Origin of the sequence: Candidatus Arthromitus sp. SFB-turkey, assembly GCF_001655775.1 — a bacterium.
In the GTDB taxonomy this organism is placed as follows: domain Bacteria; phylum Bacillota; class Clostridia; order Clostridiales; family Clostridiaceae; genus Dwaynesavagella; species Dwaynesavagella gallinarum.
Map to the genome: position 1 here is coordinate 1 of NZ_LXFF01000041.1, position 23,129 is coordinate 23,129.

Here is a 23,129-nt window from a genome sequence, read left to right on the forward strand (position 1 = left end):
CATCATAATAATTCTTTCCTGCCCTCTTATTTATCTCTATCCAATAATTTATTTGTTGAAGAACTATTGCTTCATTTAATCCTATTTCATTTGCAAGTGTTGTATTTACAACTATTGGTGAATCATCAAATAAATACATACTCATTTTTCCTTTCCCTCCTTATTTAAAAATAAAAAGCAACTAGACAAATAACTCTAGTTACTTTCTACTTTTTTATTTGATTTTTAATACCGATGTACTATTTACAAAGATTACAATAATTAATAATTCTTTCTAAATAGTACATCGATAATTTATTTTTTTGAAAACCCTTAAACTCTTTATTTATACATATCATATTTACCTTGATCACTATTATGACATGTTTACCTCTAGCTCCACCGCTGACTATATTAACTCCATTAAAACTAAGTTCTTTTGATATATTCTTACAAACTTCTTCTCCATAAGGAGTTGGATTCCTTGTTCCAATAATTGAAATACATTGATAATTTACAAGATTTATATCACCTTTATAAAATATCGCAAATGGCGGTGTATCTATATTTTTTAATTTATCAGGATAATCATCATCGGTAATTTTTAAAATTTTTATATCATGTTTATTTAAAATCTTATTATAATCATCAATATCAAAATTTTCTTTCAAAGAATGATAAGTTTTTACAAACTTATCATATTCATTAAGATTAATAAAACACAGTTTTCCATTTCCAATTAGTTCTTTAAAAATATTTTCTGAACTTCCAAACTCTTCAATTAATTTAATTTTTACATTTGAATTTACATTTGTCTTTAAAATCCAGTAATCATAAAATTCCATAAAAATTCCTCACTTTTATATAACTTGTTTATTAATAAACTTTCTATAATTTACAACTTCCATAATATGATCATCCGTTATTCTATCTTGATTATCTAAATCTGCTATAGTACGTGCAATTTTTAAAATTTTAAAATACGATCTTGTTGAAATATTTTCTTTCCTATAAATTGTTTCTAATATTTGCTTACTTGATGAATTTAATTCACAAAATCTATTTACAAGATCATTATTCATTTGACTATTATACCTAATTTTAAATTTTTTAAATCTATCTTTCTGTATCTCACGTGCAGAATTTATTTTCTTTAAAGCTTGTTTAGTAGTTATACGAACATCCTTTTTATTATTGACATCTATATAATCAATTACAGGTGTATACGTAAAAATATCAATACGATCAAGCAAACTTTTAGAAATTTTATTTATGTATTTTTCACGTTTTGTGGTTTCACAAACACACTGCTTTATAGCACTATTATTTAAATAATTTCCACAAGGACATAAATTTGTAGCACCTAGCAATATAAAATTAGCTGGATATTCTACAAATTCTTTATTTTTATTTAACAAAACTTTTCTATCTTCTAAAACTTTTCTTAAAATTTCTAAAGTTTCTCTTTTAAACTCAAGCATTTCGTCTAAAAACAAAACTCCATTATTACTAAGTGTAACCTCTCCAATTTTATTATCCCTACCATTTCCAAGAAGAGAACTTTTAGAAGTTGTATGATGAACTTCTCTAAATACTGGAGTTTTAAAATTTTCTTTAAATGAGGTTAGACTATATACTCGTCCCTTTTCTAAACTTTCTTGATAATCTAATTCAGGAAGAATAGATTTAAAAGACTTTGCTAGCATTGTTTTTCCACTTCCAACTGGACCATACAAAATTATATTATGAAATCCAGCTGCTGCAATCTGTAACGCTCTTTTACTACTAACATGTCCTAAAACATCTTCAAAGTTAATTTGATTTACATTTTCTTCAACATAATTATCGCAGTCCATATTAAATTTATTTTTTGTTCCATATTGAACATACTCTACAAAATCTTTTAAACTTTCAAAATAATCAATATTTATATCTTGTACAAATTTTGATTCACAGAAATTTTCTTTAGGTAAAACATAATTTTCGTATCCCTTCTTTTTTCCATCTAAAAGAATAGGCACAGCTCCGTTTATATTTTTTATGTATCCATCAAGAGATAACTCTCCCAATATTACTGTATTGAAAATATTTTCTGTAGCTTTAATTTGTTTTGATGCAATAAGAATTCCTATCGCTATACACAAATCCAATAATGATCCTTCTTTTTTCAAATTAGCTGGAGCCAAATTAACTGTAATTCTTCCTAAAGGAAATTTAAAACCACTATTTAATATGGCACTTCGAACTCTTTCTCTTGATTCTTTAATTTCAATATTTGGAAGGCCAACTATAGTAAAAGATGGTATTCCCTTAGTTATAGAAATTTCTATATCTATTATTTGTCCTTTTATATAATTAAAAGTTGCACTTTTTAAAACAATTACCAAAATTAACCACCTCTTACAATGGATTATTAACAACAAAAAATATTTTTATACATTGTCTATGGTATTTTTAGTATAATTTTTGTAAAATATAAAATTATGTTTAATATTTTGTAACTTTTGTAGAGGTATTTAATATGGCAATTATAATTGTGGTATTTTCGTGGATATTTTTGTTCTTGAATATACTAAGTATACTTATTATGATTTTTCTAGAAAGAAAAGATACGAGGAGCATTCAATCATGGATTCTTACATTCTTAATTCTTCCTCCAGGATTTTCACTGTACGTATATTTTGTTTTAGGACGTGGACCAAAATTAAATAAAAAGAAAATTGAAACAAGAAACTTCAGAATATTCAACGAAATAGACAGTATGTTAAATGTTAAAGATTACAGTTCAATTCCTGATAATAAAAACATAGATACGTCCATATTAAAATTCAATCTTTTACATAACAATTCTGCTATAACAGAATTTAATGATGTAAAAATTTTTAATACAGCGTACGACAAATTTGAGGAGTTAATTAAAGATATAAAAAATGCGAAACACAGTATACATTTGCTTTACTATATAATTAAAAATGATACAATTGGAAACATTCTTGTAAGAACTCTTACTGAAAAAGTTAAAGAAGGAGTAAAAGTAAGACTTATCTACGATGATGTTGGATGTATATGTGTTTCAAAAAAAATGTTTGATAAACTTAAAGAAGCAGGCGGAGAAGTTTATTCCTTCTTTCCTTCCTACGTAAAATTTATAAATTTTAATCTAAATTACAGAAATCATAGAAAAATAGTTGTTATCGATGGAAAAATAGGATATGTTGGAGGAATAAATATCGGAGATGAATACATGTCTCTTCATAAAAAACTTAATCCTTGGAAAGATTGTCATTTGAAAATTATTGGAGATGCTGTAAATTTTCTTCAACTCCAATTTATTCAAGATTTAGCCTATGTGAGTAATCACAAAATTGAAACCGAAGAAAACTTTAAAGAAAATTATTTTCCTAAATCTAATACTGAAAAAGTAACATATACGCAAATTGTTGCCAGTGGACCTGATAAAAAAAATTATGAAAAGATAAAATCAACTTATTTAAGAATGCTTTACAATGCAAAAAAAGAAATATTTATTCAAACTCCCTATTTGGGACTTGATGAAAGTTTTTTGTCTGCATTAATCTCAACTGCTCAATATGGAATAAAAATTCGTATAATGTTGCCAACCATATATGATAAAAGAATTGTCTACAGGGTAACTTCATCTTATATTAATCAACTTTTACGTGCTGGAATTGAAGTTTATTTATACAAAGGGTTTATTCACTCTAAAGTAATGCTCATGGATGATTGTGTTACTTCTATTGGTACTGCAAATTTTAATATTAGAAGCTTTTCATTAAATTTTGAGGTAAATGCTTTTATAACTGATCATGAAATTAATTCTAAAATGAAAGAAATTTTTTATGATGATATAAATGATTGCGTTAAACTTGATGAAAATTATGAAAAAAACAAATCTCTACTAATAAAAATTGAAGAAGGTTTTAGTAGATTATTTACACCATTATTTTAAATAAAAGACATTCGCACGGATGTCTTTTATTTTGTTTTCTTGACAATTTGTGTGGTAATATTTAATATTTAATCGAACAATGATTATATGGGGGATATTTTATGAAAGATATTAAAACAATAATACAAATTTTACCTGAAATTTACTCAATAACAAAAGATATTGAAAACTCTCTAAATTCTGATAGCTCATATTCAAATAGCGATGATATAAAATTAAAAATATCAATGATTTACCAAAACCTTGAACAATTATTTGGTGAATTACCCAACAATTTAAATCTATTAAATGAGATAAACATTGAAAATATTTTAAATTGGAAAAATTCGATTTTAATATACGTTTTTAAACAATCATTCGAATATTTAAAATCAATTTATACAAACTTTAATATAAGTCCTGCTCAAATAAACGCTAGTGAAATCAAATTATTTTTACAAATATCAAATAAACTCAATATGGATTCAACAACTAACGCCCTATTATTAATTTTTTTATCTGAATTATGCCGTACTTCTGATCCGACATTGTCTTTTAACTTAATAATGGAAGCTTTTGAAATAAAACCAGATTTAGGGACAATCTTAGGAGCAACACATTTAAAAAATTATATATACAATTCTGAAATAATAAATCAACAAAAAAAGATTAAAAATTGTACTGTTTGCGGTGGACAAGGTATTCCTTTTCATAATGCTCCTTCTTATAAAATGATTAATTATAATCATAATTTTTTACCTGCTAAATTATGGATGAAATGCACAAAATGCAATAATTTATACTCTCAACATTTTCCTTTAAAATTTTCCTTTAGAAAAAATCCTTTAAAAATTATTTATCCTCAACAAAATCAAACTCAAAATTTAACACCAATATCATCCTATATCCTGAGAGATTGGTGCAATATTCTACAAAATTTAAAACAATTCACTAAAGGTAAACAGATTTTAGAAATAGGTATAGGTAATGGAGAATTAATTGCGACAGCTTTAGAGATGAATTACGATATTGATTGCGTAGAAATTGAAGAAGATGTTGCACAAAAAATTTCAAATCTATTAGAATGTCAAATTATTTGTTGTGATTTTATTGATTTACCAGAAAACAAACAGTACGATATTCTTTTTATGGGAGATGTTCTTGAACATATTGACGATCCAAAAAAAGGACTTAAAAAAGCATATAAATTATTAAAAAATGATGGTGTTTTATGGATTTCTACACCAAATTATGAAAGTTCATTTAATAAATTACACAAAACAAGTACAGCACTATGGAATGAACCATGGCATATTACCTATTTTAATAAAAATGGATTAGAAAATTTATTAACAGATTTAGGTTTTAATATATTAGACTACAGAATAAGCACTCATTATAATGGTTCTATGGAAGTTATTGTGAACAAAAAACAAGGGTAATTCAAAAATGAATTGCCCTTGTTTTTTTACTTAACATATTCGTACATATCATAATCATTTTCATACATTCCAAGAGAAGAATATACACTTTTTGCTCTATTATTATTTTTTTCAACGTATAGTCTTAATCCAACAAAATTTTTACCATTATCACAATATTCTTTGATGTGATTAAACAATTTTTTAAAAACACCACGATTTCTATAATTTTTATCTACATAAACACTTTGTATCCAAATAAATTCTCCATTTCTCCAATCACTCCACTCATACAAAATCATCATTTGCCCAACAATTGTTCCATCAATTTCACAAACAAAATATTTTCCTTGAACCTCTTCTTTTAAAACTTTTAACACACCTTGTTTAACTATGTTTATATCTAAAGTTTTTGATTCAGTTTCTTCTGCTAAATTCATATTGAATTTAACAATAAAATCCAAATCGTTTAAATTTGCTTTTCGTATATTCATAATTTTAAACCTCACTTCCAAATATTTGTTATTTTTTATATTTTTAGTGAAATAATGAGTAAAGAGGTGAATTACCAATGACATCAAAAGAAATTGGAAACTTAGCAGAAAATTTAGCCACAAAAATTTTAATAAATAAAAATTTCCAAATCATGAAAAGAAATTTTAGATCAAATTTTGGAGAGATTGATATTATATGCTTAAAAAATAATATAATTTCATTTATTGAAGTAAAAAGTTTATCAATGTTTAAAAATAATTTTATATATGCGCCAAAAGAACAAATTACTCGAAAAAAACAATTTAAAATAAAAAGTACAGCAAATTATTTTTTAACAAAAAATAATTTGCATAATTTATATTATAAATTTGATTTAATAGAAATAAAGTTTTGGGGAAATAAAAAATATAGTTATAATTATATCGAAAATATTTTTTAAATATACTTTTTCAAAAAACTTTTTCTATGATATTTACATATTCCATATTTTTCTATAGCCTCAACATGAGATTTTGTTCCATAACCAACATTATTTAAAAAATCATATTCAGGAAATTCTTCATGATATTTAATCATAAGTTCATCTCTATAAACCTTTGCAATAATAGAAGCACACATTATAGATGCACTTTTAGTATCACCTTTGATTATTGAAATATTTTTTGTTTTTAATCCCTTAACTAAATATCCATCAGATAAAACCAAATCAACATTAGTGTTAATTCCTTCTACACTTTGTTTTAATCCATTTTGATTAGCAACACCTATACCAATTTTATCTATTTCATCATTTGAAATTTCAATTATTTTAAAATATCTAGCCTTTTCCTTAATAATTTCGCTCAACTTCTTTTTGAAATCTCTACTCTTTATTTTCTTAGAATCATTTATATTTTTAATTACTTTATCCTCACTATGTAAATCTAAAACAACTGATGCACAAACAATCGGACCAGCTAAAGGACCTCTCCCAACTTCGTCACAACCAACTATCACATAATTATTATTAAGAACATATTTTCTATCAAAATTATAAAATTCTTCATTCATCAACTGATTTTGTTTTAAATTATTATATCTATTCTTAAATTGCATAACTAATTTTTGTACTGAAACTCTACCATCTAAAGATAATTCATTGAGAATTTTATCTATATTTTCATCTTCCATATCTAAATTATCCAAAAAATTTTTTATCTCCGAAACCTTTAATTGCTCAAAATTCATTTCAATTAACCTCTTCAATCAAATCTTTTGGAGTTTCAAGAGAAATATTTCCAATTTTTCCTGATCTAAAATCTCCTAATATTATTTTTGATAATCTTGAATAATCAATTTGTGATCCTTTTTTCAAACATCCAAGTTTTCTTCCTATAGAATCTAAATTTTCTAAAACATCCATTGAAAATTCTATTTTATATGTAGATTCTAAATTAGATTTATAATTTAAAGTCAAAAATTCTAACAATTTATATGACAATTCTTCTGTATCTAAAATTTCATCTTTTATAGAGCCAATATAACTAAGATTTAATCCAACTTTCTCACTATCAAACTTAGGCCAAAGTATACCAGGAGTATCCAATAAATCTATTCCCCATTTAGTTTTAATCCATTGTTTTGATTTTGTAACACCAGGCCTATTTCCAACTTTAGCAATATTATTATTGGAAATTTTATTTATAAGAGAAGATTTCCCAACATTTGGGATTCCTAAAATCATTCCTCTAAGAGTATAATTTTTCACGCCTTTGGATTTATATTTTTCAAGTTTATCTTTCATAATAAAACTAATTTTATCATTAATTTTTTTAATATTTTTGCTTTTAATAATATCTACATCTATACAATGAATTCCATTATCTTCATAAAATTTAATCCAATCTTGAGTAACTTTGCTATCTGCTAAATCAATTTTGCTTAAAATAATAATCTTGGGTTTTCCTTTAGTCAAATTTTCTATATCAGGATTAGTTGTTGAAATTATAGCACGAGCATCTCGAATTTCTATTACAATATCAACCAAATTAATTATATTTTTAATTTCTTTTTGAGTCTTAAACATATGTCCAGGAAACCAATTTATATTCATAACTTAACTCCTATAAAAAACAAAACAGCAGATTTCCTAAATAGGAAACCTGCTCTTTAAATAATTAAACTTTATTTTTTATCTCCAATTTTCTCTTTAACTTTAGTAGCTTTTCCTACTCTATCTCTTAAATAATAAAGTTTAGCTCTTCTAACTTTACCTCTTCTAACAACTTCAATTTTCAAAACTTTAGGTGAATGTAATAAGAAAGTTTTTTCAGTTCCTACACCATAAGCAATTCTTCTAACAGTAAATGTTTCTCTAACACCACCATTTTGTCTTTTTATAACTGTACCTTCATAAATCTGAGTTCTCTCTTTATTACCTTCTTTAATAAGAATACTTACTTTTACAGTATCTCCAATATTAAAAACTGGAACATCATCTTTCATATACTGAGCTTCTATGTATTTAATTAAATCATTCATTCTTTAAAAAACCTCCAATTTATTTTTTATTTTTCAATAAATACGGCTTAAACTTACGTGTTATTTTTAATGACTCTTCCTGTCTCCATTTATCAATTTTACCATGATCACCTGACAAAAGAACATCAGGAACATCCATCCCCATAAAACTTCTCGGTTTCGTATATTGAGGAAAATCCATCAAATCACCAGTAAATGATTCATTTTTAAGACTTTCTTGATTTATAACTGATGGTAATAATCGAATTATACTATCTACAATAGGAATTGCAGCCATCTCACCACCTGTTAATATAAAATCTCCTAAAGAAATTTCTTCGTCAATAAAATTATAACATCTTTCATCAATGCCTTCATAATGTCCACACAAAAATATTAAATGTTCATGTTTAGATAATTCTTGTGCCTTAGATTGATTAAAAACATTACCTCTTGGTCCTAAATAAATTACTCTATCTAATTCAGATTTCTTTGTATGCATTATGGCGTTATAAATTGGCTCAACACTCATAAGCATACCTGCTCCACCACCAAAAGGATAATCATCAACCTTGTTATGCTTATTATTAGAAAAATCCCTAATATTAATCAAATTAATTTCAACAATATTATTATTCTTAGCTTTATTCACTATACTGTGATTGAACACTTCAAACATATCCGTAAATAAAGTTAGAATACTTATTTTCATAAAGACCAACTCTTTACTGGTTTAATGATAACTTTTTTTTGTTCAATATTAATATCAACTATTATTGATTTAAGAACTGGAATCAATAACTCATCATTAAAACTTGTTTTCTTTATCCAATAAACATCATTGTTCTTAGTTTGTATAACCTCAGAAATTTTTCCTAAAAATTCTCCCTCATCATCATAAACATTACATTCTTTAATATCTGCAATAAAATAATCTCCATCTTTCAAAGAAATATCTTCTCTTGCAATACGTATAAACTTATTTCTTAACAATTCAGCATCATTGCAAGTATCACAACCACTAAGTTTTACAACAACTTTTTTGTTTTTAAATTTAATAGAATCAATTTCAATCTCTTTCAAATCACTTTCATCAGTGTCGCTACTACTTAAAAAAACTTTATTTAATTCATTAAATATGCTCAAATCTTCATCAAAAGGTATAATATTAATTTCTCCTCTAACACCATGCGGTTTAGATATCTTACCTATAGCAAAATGTTTTATCATTTTTAAACACCATTAAAATTTAATTATTTATACCAGCCTTAACTAATAATCTATTAACTGCGTCTGTAGGTTGAGCTCCATTAGAAATCCATTTTTTTATTTCCTCTTCTTTTAATGTAAATTCTATTGGATCTTTCATTGGATTGTAAGTTCCAACCTCAGCTATAAATTTTCCATCTCTTGGACTTCTTGAATCAGCAACAACTATTCTGTAAAATGGCTTCTTTTTAGTTCCCATTCTTCTTAATCTAATTTTTACCATATAAAATTCCTCCTAAAATTTATAAATATTTATTCTTAAATTACTTCAAAATGGTAATTTGGGAAAAAATCCTTTCTTACCAAATTTTCCTTTTCCAAAACCTTTAAACTGTTTCATAAGTTTACTCATGTTTTCAAAATCTTTTATTAACTTGTTAACTTGCTGTATTGTAGTTCCTGAACCTCTAGCAATTCTATTTTTTCTAGAAGCCGAACCTATTAGAAGTTTAGGATTTCTTCGTTCACTCAAAGTCATAGAATTTATAATAGCATCAATTTTTCCTAGTTCTTTTTCACTATCTTCAAGATTTATATTTTTAAGTTCCTTCATAGAATTTCCAAATCCTGGAATCATTTCTAGTATTTTTGAAAAAGATCCTATTTTTTTCATTTGTTGCATAGCACTCTTAAAATCTTCAAAATTAAACTCATTAGCAAGCATTCTCTCACTTAATTTTTCTGCTTCATCTTTATCGATAGCTTCCTGAGCTTTTTCAATAAGAGAAAGAACATCTCCCATACCAAGTATTCTAGATGCCATTCTATCAGGATGAAAAACTTCTAAATCTCCAACTTTTTCTCCTGTACCAACAAACTTAATGTTTTTTCCTATAACTTCTTTTATAGATAACGCTACTCCACCTCGAGTATCACCATCAAGCTTTGTTAAAACAAAACCAGTAACATCTAAATTCTCATCAAAAGTTTGAGCGATATTTACAGACTCTTGACCTATCATCGAATCAATAACCATTAAAATTTCATTTGGATTTGAAATTTCCTTAATATCTTTGAGTTCATTCATTAACTCATCATCTATATGTAACCGTCCCGCTGTATCTATTATTATCAAATTATTAGAATTTTTATTTGCCTCATTTAAAGCACCCTTTACAATTTCAACAGGACTAACTTTATCACCAAGTGAAAATACTGGTATATTAATTTGATTTCCTAAAACTTCTAATTGTTTTATAGCTGCAGGTCTATATATATCACACGCAACTAATAACGGACTCTTTCCAGATTTTCTACAATGTAGTGCAAGTTTTGCAGCTATTGTAGTTTTACCTGCCCCTTGAAGACCAACAAGCATAATAACTGTAGTTCCATTATGATTAAAGTTTAATTTGCTTTGCTCATTTCCCATTATAGCTTGTAATTCTTCATTTACAATTTTTATTACCTGTTGTGCTGGAGTTAAACTTTCTAAAACTTCTTTACCTAAAGATTTTTCACTAACGTTATTTACAAAATTTTTCACAACTTTATAATTAACATCAGATTCAAGAAGAGCCAATTTTACCTCTCGCATAGCAAGTTTTATATCTTGTTCAGATAATTTACCTTTTCCTCTTAACTTCTTGAAAACTCCTTGAAGTTTACTTGCTAAACCATCAAACGCCATTTTTCACCTCCAACTTACATATTTTCAATAAAATTATACAATTCACAATTTGAATCGTAATCTAAACATTCACTTAACTTTTTAAGTAAAATTTCTTTCTTAGTTTTAAGTTCTCTATCTTTTTCCAAAATTTTCATTTTTTCTTCAAAAATTTTAAGTTGGTCAATGCTTTTATTTATTGAATACAAAATTGATTGCCTACTCGAGTTATTAATCTTAGAAATTTCTACCAACGATAAATCATCAAAAAAATATAACTCTAAAATACGTTTTTGTTTTTCAGTTAAAAGCTCTCCGTAAACATCTATAAGTAATATAATTTGATTTCTATTCTCCAAATCTTTTTTATCCATTACTTGTAGTATTCTAACACTATAAAAAAAACATGTCAAGTAATTTTACTTGACATGTTTATAATAAAGCATCAACAAAATCTTTTGGAGAAAATTTTTGTAAATCATCAATACTTTCTCCAACTCCTATATACTTAACAGGTATTCCAAGTTTATTTTTTATTGATAAAATCATTCCGCCCTTCGCTGTTCCATCAAGTTTTGTTAATACCAATCCTGTAATATTTGAAATTTCTTTAAATTCAATTGCTTGATTCAGCGCATTTTGACCAGTTGTTGAATCTAAAACAAGATAAATTTCTTTTTCAACATCATTACATTCATTTTCTATTATTTTATTTATCTTTTTTAATTCATTCATAAGATTTTTTTTGTTATGTAATCTACCTGCAGTATCGCAAATTAAAACATCATAAGATTTAGCCTTAAAAGATTTTATCGCATCAAAAATTACAGCTGAAGAATCTGCTCCTTGATCATGTTTTATCATTTTTACACCAACTCTATCAGCCCACACTTGCAATTGTTCAATTGCAGCAGCTCTAAAAGTATCTCCAGCAGCAATCAATACACTTTTTTCATTATTTTTAAAATTATTTGCAAGTTTACCAATACTTGTTGTTTTACCCACACCATTTATACCAATCATAACAATAATCTTAGGAAATTTTTCATTCAAAAAGTCTGAAGGTTCATCTAACATATTAAGCATAATTTCTTTAAGTACAGGTTTTATCATTTCTGGATCATTAATTTTTCTTTCACGTATTATCTTTTTTAACTCATCTATTATTTCGAGAGAAGTTTCAATACTTATATCACTTGTAATTAACATTTCTTCAATTTCTTCATATAAATCCTCATCTATATTAATAGCAATTCCCAATATTGAATTTAATTTATCCGTAAAATTTTCCTTAGTTTTATTTAATCCTTTCTTTAGTTTTGAAAAAAAATCATTAAACATTACTAAGCCTCCTTTAAGTTCCATAATTAGCTAAATTTATAGATACTATTTTAGATATACCCTTTTCTTGCATAGTAACACCATAAATAATATCACTAGATTCCATTGTGGTTTTTCTATGAGTTATAACTATAAACTGTATATTTGAAGAAAACTCTTTTAAAAATTCAGCAAATCTCAAAACATTATTATCATCAAGAGCCGCTTCAATTTCATCTAAGACACAAAAAGGTACTGGTTTCATTCTAAGTATTGCAAACAAAAGTGAAATTGCTGAAAGTCCTTTTTCTCCTCCTGATAAAAGATTTAAATTCTGAAGTCTTTTTCCTGGAGGTTGAACAACTATATCTATACTACTTTCTAACTCATCACCTTCACCAAGTAAAAGTGACGCACTTCCCCCTCTAAAAAGCTCTTTAAATGTCTTATCAAAATTTTCATTTATAATTTTAAAATTAGTGCTAAAAATTTCTTTCATTTTAACAGTTAATTCTCCAATAAACTGTTCAAGTTCTTGTTTACTTTTATCAAGATCTTCTTTTTGTTTTGTAATAAATTCAACTTTCTTATTTAATTCTTCATACTCTTCAATAGCTTTAAGATTTACATTTCCTAAATCAGATATATTATTTTTTAAAGATTTCATTTTTTGATTATATAAATTAATTTTTGATTCTTTTAAAGAATATTTTTCACTTTCACTCTCATTAAACTCAATGTTATATTCATTCAAAAGTTTTTCATTTAATGTGTTAAATTCAGTTTCGAACTTCACAAGTTTTATTTGTAAGGAATTTATATTTCCTTCTACTTTGTATACATTTTGATTAGCATCCTCTATATATGTACTTAATTCTTTAATTTTATTTTTCAATTCATTTTGTTCAATAATATATTTATCAAATCCCTCTTCACTTTCTTTATTTTGTTCAGTAAGTAAATTAATTTTATCTTTTAGCTCATTAATATTCAAATTATGATACTTAATTCTAAATTCAATATTATCAAATTCTTTCTGTATGTTTTGATTTATTAAAAGTATCTCTTTCTTCTCTAGTGTAATTCTTTCGATTTCTTGACAAATATTTGATATATTTTCTTCCAATTTTCCTTTCCTAATTTTATCAAATGTAATTTTATCTTCTTCATCCTTGATTTGCCTCCTAAATGTATCAATCTTACTATTTATATCATCAATATCAAGTTTCAATTTTTTATTCATCTCTTCATTAACAACAAATTCATTATTCAATTCATCAATATCACTTTTATTTTTCAAAATAAGTTCATCTAATTGAGCCAACAAATTATTTTTTTTATCAATTTCTTTAACTTCTCTTAATTTATTTTCATTTTTAAAGTTTAACTCATTATCTAATTTTAATAAATTAATTTTCAAATCTTGAACATAAGAATTTAATTTTTTTAAATTTTCCTTTAATTCATCATGTTTTTTTTGAAAATTCAAAAAATTTTCCTCTACTTGTTTAATTTTTAATAGTTCTCTATTTATATTTAGATTTTGTTCTTCAATTTTTCTTTTTCTACCTATAATATTTACATTTTTAGAATAATTACTCCCTCCAGTTATAGATCCACCAGAATTAATAATTTGAGAATCAAGAGTAACTATCTTATTTGAAAAATTTGCAAATTTAGCTATATTAACACCATTATCTATATTGTCACAAATTATTGTTTTACCTAAAATATTTTTTGCAACCTTTATAAACTTTTCTTCAACATTAACAAGATTAATAGCAAAGTCTATAAATCCATTTTGACTTTTAAAATCACCAAAATTTTTTATATTAAATTCTTTAATAAGATTTAATGGATGAAAAGTTACCCTACCAATATTATTTTGTTTTAAATAATTGATAATTTCTCTAGCAATATTATCATCATCAACAATAATATCAGATATATGTCCACCTATAGCAGTTTCTATGGCAAGTTCGTATTCTTGTTTAGTATTGAAAATACTACCTATAATAAAACATTTATCTTTAAATTTAGATAATTTCCCACTATTTATTTCATTCATTAAAATTTTACTTGTCCTATTAAAACCATCATAATTACTTTCAAATTGCACCAACATATTTAAATTAGTTTTTTGTACGATAACAGATTTGTTTAATTTATCAAGTTCAAGTTTATAAAATTCAAGTTTTTTCTGATGATCATCTATATTTAAAGATAAGTCATCAATACTTTTTTGATTATTCAGTAAATCTTGATACTTAAGTTCTCTTTGAAATTCTTGTTCTTGAATTTCATTTTCCATATCCAAAACTTTCTTTTCAAACATCTGTTTTTCATTAAATACCAACCTTCTTTCATCTTGTAAAGATTGATATTTTGAATTAATAAACTCAATTTTATTTTTTATAGTTGTATTTCGTTCAAAAATTTCTAACTCTTGACATTTAATTTTTCCCAATTGAGAATTTAAAGTCTCTATTTCATTATTTTTACTAGTAAAAATTTTTTCAAATCCATCTAAATAATCAACTAACTGGTTAAACTCATTCTCTAATTCCAATTTTGTTTTATTTATAATATTTTCTTTTGAGTTAATATTGGATATCTTAGATATGTTTTCATCCATTTGTTTTTTATATATTTTATTTGAATTCAAAAGTATATTTATGTTGTTATTCTCTGAATTCACTTTATTAATATAAGATTGTATTTCATCTTTAATTTTATAATAATTTTCTTTCTTTTCTCTCTCTTCAGAAGTTAAATCATCTAAATGTTTTTCCAAATCATTTCTATTTTTTTCTAAATTATGTTTATTAACATTAATATCACTAAACTCATTTTGATGTTTAACTAATTCTTGTTTCAAATTTATCATTTCAAAATAAAGTTGATAAAGTTTGTTTAAAATCAATGAAACTTCTATTTCTTTCAGTTCACTAGAAAATTCTAAAAATTGCTTCGCTTTATTTTGTTCTATGTACAATGGTTCTAAATATTCATAATAAGTATTCAAAATATCATTTATCCTAATAAGATTTTCATTTGCATGATTAATTTTATTTTGTGCTTCTTCTTTTTTAAATTTATATTTAGTTATTCCAATTGCCTCTTCAATAAGAGCTCTTCTATCATCAATTTTTCCATTTAAAATTGCTTCTATCTTGCCTTGTCCTATTAAAGAGTATCCTTCTTTTCCTATACCTGTATCAAAAAATAACTCATGTATATCTTTAAGTTTACAAACTTTATTATTAATTAAATACTCACTTTCACCCGATCTATATAATTTCCTAGATACCGTTACAGTTGAATATTCTATAGGTAATTCTTTTTTCGAATTATCTATAGTAATAGATACTTGAGCTAAGGAAACTGCTTTTCTAAATTGCGTTCCTGAAAATATAACATCTTCCATTTTTCCACCTCGAAGAGTTTTAACACTTTGCTCTCCAAGACACCATCTTATTGCATCAGAAATATTACTTTTTCCGCTTCCATTTGGTCCAACAACAGCCGTTATTCCTTTATTGAATGTAAGTTCCGTAAAATCAGCAAATGATTTAAATCCTCTTATTTCTACAGATTTTAAAATCATATAAGTTTTTAGTCCTCTCCAATTCTAATTTTTATAATCAAATAACCAAACCAACTAAAATAGTTGCAAAAAATATAATCAATATCGCCGTTGATATCCCAGTTATTAATCTTTTTTTAGTTTTTCTTTTCATACGTTTACTCCTTTTATGTCAATTGTACATTTCCTAGCATACATTTTATTTCCATATTATTATATATATTGTTTTAATATATACAAATATAAAATTTAATTTTAACAAATCATTATTTCTAACTTAAATCCGTATATCAAAAATTTAATAACACTATAATTCTAAATTTTTTCAGTAAAAATTTCAAATCGTTATTTCATGAAAACAATTTAATATAAATACATAAACATAGATTTATTAAAATAATTCAATTTAAAAAAGACAACTAAAATTTTTAGTTGTCTTTTTTTAAAACTGTTTTTCATTTTAAAATTTTTTCTATAACTATATGTTGTACAGGGGCATAATCTAACAAAAAAATATCTCCAATAGGTTTATACCCATGACGTAAATAAAATTGTTCTGCCGATACTCGAGCATCCATGCAAATTTTTTCCCCACCTTTTTCAATGGCTATTTTCTCTAAATAACATAATAATTTACCACCGATTCCACTACTCTGAATTTCAGAATCAACACATAAATACTCTATTTTATAAACAGAACCTTTATTTGACATAATCCCAACTCCAAGTAGCTGTCCATTATCAAAAAAACCAATAATTATTGATTTTTTCTCGAAACTAAGATCTTCTTTATAAATATCTAAATATAATGGTATTCTCATAACTTTATTTCTTAACTTCAATGTATCTTGATAATCTTTTGTTCCATATTAAATAAACTTTATATTTTCCATATAAGCCTCCTCAAAATACTCTCTAAATAAATTTTTCAAATCTATTTCACTATATCAAACAAAAAACAAAACTTAATATTTGTAACACTTCAATGTTATAATAATTGTTAACGCTATAACAAAATTCAAACTAAAAAATTCTTAGAAAAATTGAATTTTTATTTAGTTTAAAATAATTTGCATTCTAAAATTCATATAAAAATAGAATACTCCAACAAAAAGAGTATTCTATAATCAATTTCATTTTAATTAATTTAAATCTATTTTAGTCAAAGAATTGGTCATATTAAGTATTTCATCTTTGTCCATATTTACAATAATGTGATTATCATCAAATTTTTTTGCCCCATTATTTAACACATACTGAATAAATTCATTAATAAAACTCGTTTCTTCAAATTCTATTTTTATTTTTTAAATACAAATAAATACTCATGTGCAATTAATAAAAAATTATATTTAATACTATTTGTTTTCCAATATCCTGTAGCCTTACAATTATGTTGTTCTTTAATAATAAGTTCTTTTAATTTAAATCCTGCACCCTCAAATATTTTCATTACTTGAAAAGATATTGGTATCATACAACCTTTTTGTCGAGTATCTCCCATAAGAATAGCACAAAACTTATCTTTTTTTAAAACACGATAACTCTCACTTGCTACTTTATTCATTTCTTTCAAAAAATCATTTACATTTAAACGTGATAAATCGTCACTTAAATCTTCACTATATTCTATTATATTAGCATAAGGTGGATGTGTACAAATAAGATCAATACTATTATTCTGAATAAAATCTAATCGTCTAGAATCACCCTTATAAATATATACTTTTCCATTTGCTCCTTCATAATTAAAAGTTGTTTTCTCTCTACATCGAGCAAGAGCAATATCATTAACATCTACTCCAATAATATCTCTATTAAGTAACTTTGCTTCGACAAGAGTAGTCCCACCACCGGCAAATTGATCTAATACTAAGTCATTCTCCTTTGAATATCTAAGTAATATATTACGTGGTATATATGGAGACCAATTACCTCTCCACTTTGAATCATGCGTTGCCCAATCACCACGTTTAGGAAAAGACCAATGAGTAGTTGTCTCAATTTTAAAATCTTCCGGTTCCCATCTAGTAATTATTTTTGTCATTATTTAAAAACCTCTCTAATAATTCCATCCTCTAAATCTTTAATATTATATAGATGTTCCATAATATCAAACGTTTCTTCTAAATTATTACGTGCGTTATTCCATCCTTTCCCATCTGTAAACCATACAAATGTAAATCCTTTAATGATATCCACCTCTAATGCAAGTTTTTTATAACTACGTGCCGTTTCATTCAATTTACTTCCTCCACTTACATAAAAATTAGCTTCAACTCCATAAATCATCTGATTTGTCTTAACTACAAAATCAAAACGTTTTTCAGTTTTACCATTATTTGAAATTGCTGATAAATCAATATCCCACTTATTAGTGATTTGACTAATATACATCTCTTTAAAATATGTTTTATTTTTTTGAAATCCAGCCTTTATAATAAACCTTTCCACCAGATTTTCCATAAGATCCCCTCCACGATTTTTTCGTCCATTTGAATCTAGTCCAGTTTCAACTCCAGTAACATAATCAACAAGATTATTTATAATATGATTCGAAATTAAATCAAATAAACCTGTCTTATTCATAAAAATTTTATATTGCTCTATTGATAAGTTTTTATTTTTAAAACTATAATTAAAATCTCCTTGAGCATCTGAAGCATAAATTTCATCAGCTCTTACTGCTAAAAGTATCGGTATACATTTCAATATTTCTGGATATTTATTTAATAGTTTTTCAAAATCATTTTCTATATTTTTTGAACCAATTAATGAATTTAATATATTTAATTCTATTTTAATATTCTCAACGTTTTTATACACTTTTCTAAAATCAGTATAATATTTATAATCTGCAATACTTTCACGAAAATTTAATAACCAATTATTAAAATCTCTACTCATATCTATCACCTCATTAAAATTATGTATAATCAATTCCTTAATTTTTCCACGTGATTTACCATTAGAATTAATCATCCGTGTAGCATCTACCCTTACAATATTGTAAGTTCTATATATATCATCAAAAAAATTATCATCTACATTATAATTTCTAGGATCAGAATTACTGACAACGATCTTAGCACCTTTATCATTCATTTCTTTAACAAATTCTGCAAGTTGAATTTGCTCTTGATCATTAAATGAATTTTCAGTATACGAAGTAAAATTGGATGTATTATTAAGAGGTCTATATGGTGGATCAAAATATACAAAAGTGTTCTCATCAATAAAATCTTTCGATTTTCTATAATCCTCACAAACAATAATTACATTCTGTAATTTTTCACATACNNATCAATGGTTTTTTATAATTTCCCATTGGAACATTAAACAATCCTTTTTTATTTACACGATATAATCCATTAAAACAAGTTTTATTTAAAAATATCATTAACGCAGCTTTTTCAATATTATATTCATTATTTAAATTTATTTTTAAATAATTAAACCTCTCACGTTTTTGTAAATAATATTCTCTACGTTTTGAAATATCTAAAGATATATATTCAAATTGATATTCTCTAAGTAATTCAATTAATTCATCAACATTATCACGAATACAACAATACGTATTAATATCACTTAAATACACTTTTTCTAAGTTATAACGACTAAGTATATCAAATAAAACAGCTCCACCACCTACAAAAGGTTCTGCATATTTTGTAATTTTTTTATCAAAAAATGGATAATATTTTTCTATCTCTTTTAAAAGTTGTCCTTTCCCTCCAGCCCACTTTAGAAAAGGTTTTACAAAATCATTTTCCAATTTAATCGATGCTTCTGTCATAGCCGTAAAATCCATAACATACCTCTAATATTTTATATAAATTAATTTTCACTCTTATTTAAATTTAATATATAACCTTTTATATTACAAATAATAATTTATTAAATATTTATATAAAAATTAAAAAAGCCATCAGATTTTCATCTAATGACTTCTTAATTTTTATTCTAACTCAATTGTTGAAGGTGGTTTTGAAGTAATATCATAAACAACTCTATTTACTCCAGAAACCTCATTTACAATTCGTCTTGAAATTATTTCTAAAACTTCAAAAGGTATTCTCGCCCAATCAGATGTCATTCCATCACTTGATGTAACAGCTCTTATTGCAACTGCGTAATTATAAGTTCTTTCATCACCCATAACTCCAACAGATTTCATATTTGTAAGCGCTGCAAAATACTGCCAAATTTTTTTATTAAGACCTGCTTTTTCAATTTCATCTCGTAATATTTTATCCGCATCTCTTACAATTTCAAGTTTCTCAGGCGTAACTTCACCAATCACCCTTATCCCAAGTCCTGGACCTGGGAACGGTTGACGAAATACAATTTCTTCTGGTAGACCAAGCTCTAAACCTAATTTTCTTACTTCATCTTTAAACAATGTGTTTAGTGGCTCAATTAGTTCAAATTTCATGTTCTCAGGAAGTCCACCAACATTATGATGTGATTTTATTGTTTGAGCTGTATCCGTACCAGATTCAATTATATCTGTATATAAAGTTCCTTGAGCCAAAAACTTTATCTCTCTTAACTTCGACGACTCTTCTTCAAAGCAATATACAAATTCATTTCCAATAATTTTACGTTTTTGTTCAGGATCCGTAATGCCTTTTAATTTATTTAAGAAACGATCTTGAGCATCAATTTTTATAAAATTCATATTGAATTTACCTTTGAATGTATCTACAACATCTTCTGCTTCACCTTTTCTCAAAAGTCCGTTGTCAATAAACATACAAACTAATTGTTCTCCAATTGCTTTATGAAGAAGTGCTGCTACAACTGATGAATCAACTCCTCCACTTAATGCACACAAAACATTTTCATTTCCAACTCGCTCACGAATTTTTTTAACTTGATCATCAATAAAATTTTTCATTGACCAATTGGCTTCAGCTTTACAAATATTAAAAATGAAGTTCTTTAATATTTCTCCTCCATAAACTGAGTGTTCAACCTCTGGGTGAAATTGAACTAAATATATATTTTTGTTCTTACACGAAGCCGCAGCTATTGAACAAGATTTACTACTAGCATCAACTTCAAATCCATCAACTAATTTCGTTACATGATAACCATGACTCATCCAAACTATTTGATTTTCTGGCGTACCTTCAAATAATTTAGAACCATTTCTATATGAAATTTCTGTTTTACCGTACTCACGTTGATCTGCTTTCTCAACTTGTCCACCATTCATATGAGTTATAAGTTGCATTCCATAACAAATTCCAAGAATTGGTATCCCAAGATTTAAAATTTCTGGATCTAATGTTAAAGCTCCCTCTTGTGTAACACTATTTGGACTACCACTTAAAATAATTCCTTTAACATTGTTCATATTTTTAATTTCTTCAGCCGTCAATTTGTTTGATTTCAATTCACTATATACTCCAAATTCACGAATACGACGAGAAATAAGTTGATTATATTGACTACCAAAATCTAAAACAATAATTTCATCGTGATTCATATTTCTTTCCTTTCCTTAATAATAAAATTTTTTAAACTAAGACATTATAAAATGAGCTAAAAATATAACTGTTAATACCCACATTGCAGGATGAATCTCTTTTCCTCTCTTTGAAGCTAACATTGTTATTGGATAAAATAAAAATCCTGCTGCAATTCCTTCTGCGATAGAATAACTCAAAATCATCATAATAATCGTTACAAATGCTGGTATCGCTACCTCTATTTTTCCCCATTCAATACTACTTAATGATGATGCCATCAAAATTCCAACTGTTATTAATGCTGGTGCAGTAACCGAAGGCGTAACAACTGACAACAATCCAGAACAAAATAACATTAAAGAAAAACATATTGCCGTAAAAACAGAAGTAAGTCCAGTGCGTCCTCCCACTTCAACTCCTGATAAAGATTCAACAAAAGAAGTTGTTGAAGAAGTACCCAATATCGAACCAACAACTGTTGCTGTTGAATCTGCTAGTAAAGCTCTATTGGCATTTAATAAATGACCTTTATCATTAACAAATCCAGCACGAAATCCTACAGCCATTAATGTACCCGCCGTATCAAAAAAATCCATAAACAAAAATGAAAATATTACTACAATCATATCCTTTGTAAAAATCGTAGGCAATGCTTCAAATAAAGCTCCAAATGTTGGTTTTAATGAAGGTATTGGAGCAAAAATTTGTGTTGGTATTTCTACAACTCCCAACAACATTCCAATAACTGCTGTAGCAAACATTCCAATAAATATTGCTCCTGGAATCTTTCTTACTAATAAAATTAACGTTATGATTAATCCGAGAATTGCTATTAAAACACTAAAATCTTTAAAATCTCCTAACCCAACTAATGTGGACTCGTTATTCACAATAATGCCAGCATTTTGAAAACCTAAAAATGCAATAAAAAATCCAATCCCTGTTCCAACTGCATGCTTTAATGATTTTGGAATGCTATTAATTATAAATTCTCTTAATCCTGTTAAAGATAGAATTATAAATAAAATTCCTGAAATAAAAGTTCCCGCTAAAGCTTGTTGCCAGCTATAACCCATAACTAAAACAACTGTATAAGCGAAAAAGGCATTTAATCCCATTCCTGGTGCAAGTGCTACTGGAAAATTTGCATAAAGTCCCATTAATAATGTTCCAATAATTGCTGCTAAAATCGTTGCTGTAAATACTGCTCCAGTGTCCATACCAGCTGCACCCAAAACATTTGGATTAACAAAGATAATATAGGCCATTGAGAAAAATGTTGTCAAACCAGCTAAAAACTCCTTCTTAACAGTCGTCCCTCTCTCCTCTAATTTGAAGAACTTGTCCACAATAAACCACACTCCTAATATTTTTTTCTCTCGACAATCGATAAGAACTTCATGTAAACATTTAAATGAAAAAAGACTCTCAGTCCAAAAATACTGAAAGTCTCAAAAGTGGCATAATACAACCCATTTTTAAAAACAATTTATATTTAATACAACGATTACCACCCGTAGTC

At 25.9% G+C, this 23,129-nt stretch carries 21 protein-coding genes and 1 pseudogene; 3 read left to right on the top strand and 19 right to left on the bottom strand.

Features of this window, described 5'->3' with window-relative positions:
* Positions 1-239: 239 nt before the first annotated feature.
* The gene (locus tag A6P36_RS07775) at positions 240-824 is read right to left on the bottom strand and encodes a DNA-processing protein DprA (protein ID WP_066762981.1); all 585 of its coding nucleotides are present in this window, start codon (positions 822-824) and stop codon (positions 240-242) included.
* A 15-nt stretch (positions 825-839) separates the two neighbouring features.
* Complete coding sequence (locus tag A6P36_RS07780; RefSeq protein WP_066762983.1) at positions 840-2,366, bottom strand: YifB family Mg chelatase-like AAA ATPase; 1,527 nt, start codon at positions 2,364-2,366, stop codon at positions 840-842.
* A gap of 134 nt (positions 2,367-2,500) precedes the next feature.
* On the opposite strand from A6P36_RS07780, the gene cls reads away from it, so the two are divergent.
* Together cls and A6P36_RS07790 are read left to right on the top strand one after the other, a co-directional pair.
* Positions 2,501-3,949: a cardiolipin synthase gene (gene cls / locus A6P36_RS07785; protein WP_066762985.1), complete on the top strand. Its 1,449-nt coding sequence runs from the start codon at positions 2,501-2,503 to the stop codon at positions 3,947-3,949.
* Positions 3,950-4,050: 101 nt separating this feature from the next.
* Positions 4,051-5,370 carry a class I SAM-dependent methyltransferase gene (locus tag A6P36_RS07790; protein WP_066762990.1) on the top strand — a complete coding sequence of 440 codons (1,320 nt, stop codon included), beginning with the start codon at positions 4,051-4,053 and terminating at the stop codon, positions 5,368-5,370.
* Positions 5,371-5,396: 26 nt separating this feature from the next.
* Here the strand turns inward: A6P36_RS07790 and A6P36_RS07795 are convergent, their stop codons facing one another.
* Complete coding sequence (locus A6P36_RS07795; protein WP_066762992.1) at positions 5,397-5,843, bottom strand: GNAT family N-acetyltransferase; 447 nt, start codon at positions 5,841-5,843, stop codon at positions 5,397-5,399.
* A gap of 77 nt (positions 5,844-5,920) precedes the next feature.
* Between A6P36_RS07795 and A6P36_RS07800 the strand changes: the two genes are divergently transcribed.
* Positions 5,921-6,283 (top strand): YraN family protein, encoded by a 363-nt coding sequence (locus A6P36_RS07800; protein ID WP_066762994.1) that lies wholly within the window; start codon positions 5,921-5,923, stop codon positions 6,281-6,283.
* On the opposite strand, the gene A6P36_RS07805 is transcribed toward A6P36_RS07800, so the two are convergent.
* The 16 genes and pseudogenes from A6P36_RS07805 to A6P36_RS07880 all read right to left on the bottom strand — a co-directional run bounded on the left by A6P36_RS07805 (position 6,280) and on the right by A6P36_RS07880 (position 22,959).
* Positions 6,280-7,071, bottom strand: coding sequence for a ribonuclease HII (locus A6P36_RS07805; RefSeq protein ID WP_066762996.1), 792 nt, complete (start codon positions 7,069-7,071; stop codon positions 6,280-6,282). The two genes, A6P36_RS07800 and A6P36_RS07805, sit on opposite strands and share 4 nt — an antisense overlap.
* Before the next feature lies 1 nt (position 7,072).
* Positions 7,073-7,936, bottom strand: coding sequence for a ribosome biogenesis GTPase YlqF (ylqF, locus tag A6P36_RS07810; protein WP_066762999.1), 864 nt, complete (start codon positions 7,934-7,936; stop codon positions 7,073-7,075).
* A 71-nt stretch (positions 7,937-8,007) separates the two neighbouring features.
* Entirely contained in the window at positions 8,008-8,364 is a 357-nt protein-coding gene (gene rplS / locus A6P36_RS07815) for a 50S ribosomal protein L19 (RefSeq protein ID WP_066763011.1), read from the bottom strand.
* Positions 8,365-8,383: 19 nt separating this feature from the next.
* On the bottom strand, positions 8,384-9,055 hold the full coding sequence (trmD, locus tag A6P36_RS07820; protein WP_066763014.1) for a tRNA (guanosine(37)-N1)-methyltransferase TrmD: 672 nt from the start codon (positions 9,053-9,055) through the stop codon (positions 8,384-8,386).
* Entirely contained in the window at positions 9,052-9,573 is a 522-nt protein-coding gene (gene rimM / locus A6P36_RS07825; RefSeq protein WP_066763016.1) for a ribosome maturation factor RimM, read from the bottom strand. The genes trmD and rimM overlap by 4 nt, the downstream gene beginning before the upstream one ends.
* Positions 9,574-9,592: 19 nt before the next feature.
* The gene (gene rpsP, locus A6P36_RS07830) at positions 9,593-9,835 is read right to left on the bottom strand and encodes a 30S ribosomal protein S16 (protein ID WP_066763018.1); all 243 of its coding nucleotides are present in this window, start codon (positions 9,833-9,835) and stop codon (positions 9,593-9,595) included.
* Between the two features lie 45 nt (positions 9,836-9,880).
* Positions 9,881-11,242: a signal recognition particle protein gene (ffh, locus tag A6P36_RS07835; RefSeq protein WP_066763019.1), complete on the bottom strand. Its 1,362-nt coding sequence runs from the start codon at positions 11,240-11,242 to the stop codon at positions 9,881-9,883.
* A gap of 14 nt (positions 11,243-11,256) precedes the next feature.
* A complete protein-coding gene (locus A6P36_RS07840; RefSeq protein WP_066763021.1) occupies positions 11,257-11,595 on the bottom strand; it encodes a sigma factor-like helix-turn-helix DNA-binding protein in 339 nt (112 codons plus the stop codon).
* Between the two features lie 58 nt (positions 11,596-11,653).
* Entirely contained in the window at positions 11,654-12,562 is a 909-nt protein-coding gene (ftsY, locus tag A6P36_RS07845) for a signal recognition particle-docking protein FtsY (protein WP_066763023.1), read from the bottom strand.
* A gap of 13 nt (positions 12,563-12,575) precedes the next feature.
* The gene (smc, locus tag A6P36_RS07850) at positions 12,576-16,148 is read right to left on the bottom strand and encodes a chromosome segregation protein SMC (protein ID WP_066763025.1); all 3,573 of its coding nucleotides are present in this window, start codon (positions 16,146-16,148) and stop codon (positions 12,576-12,578) included.
* 434 nt (positions 16,149-16,582) lie between these two features.
* On the bottom strand, positions 16,583-16,969 hold the full coding sequence (locus A6P36_RS07855) for a GNAT family N-acetyltransferase (RefSeq protein WP_156508010.1): 387 nt from the start codon (positions 16,967-16,969) through the stop codon (positions 16,583-16,585).
* A 458-nt stretch (positions 16,970-17,427) separates the two neighbouring features.
* Positions 17,428-18,174: a TRM11 family SAM-dependent methyltransferase gene (locus tag A6P36_RS07860; RefSeq protein WP_066763030.1), complete on the bottom strand. Its 747-nt coding sequence runs from the start codon at positions 18,172-18,174 to the stop codon at positions 17,428-17,430.
* Positions 18,174-19,427: DpnII family type II restriction endonuclease (locus tag A6P36_RS07865; RefSeq protein ID WP_369815451.1), on the bottom strand; the 1,254-nt coding region annotated here is incomplete at its 5' end. The genes A6P36_RS07860 and A6P36_RS07865, both read right to left, overlap by 1 nt.
* A 2-nt stretch (positions 19,428-19,429) precedes the next feature.
* Positions 19,430-19,941 (bottom strand): annotated as a pseudogene (locus A6P36_RS08440) (DNA adenine methylase); the annotation flags it as partial.
* Positions 19,942-20,088: 147 nt separating this feature from the next.
* Positions 20,089-21,624: a glutamine-hydrolyzing GMP synthase gene (gene guaA, locus A6P36_RS07875; protein ID WP_066763038.1), complete on the bottom strand. Its 1,536-nt coding sequence runs from the start codon at positions 21,622-21,624 to the stop codon at positions 20,089-20,091.
* A 36-nt stretch (positions 21,625-21,660) separates the two neighbouring features.
* Entirely contained in the window at positions 21,661-22,959 is a 1,299-nt protein-coding gene (locus A6P36_RS07880) for an NCS2 family permease (protein ID WP_082917676.1), read from the bottom strand.
* Between the last annotated feature and the right edge of the window lie 170 nt (positions 22,960-23,129).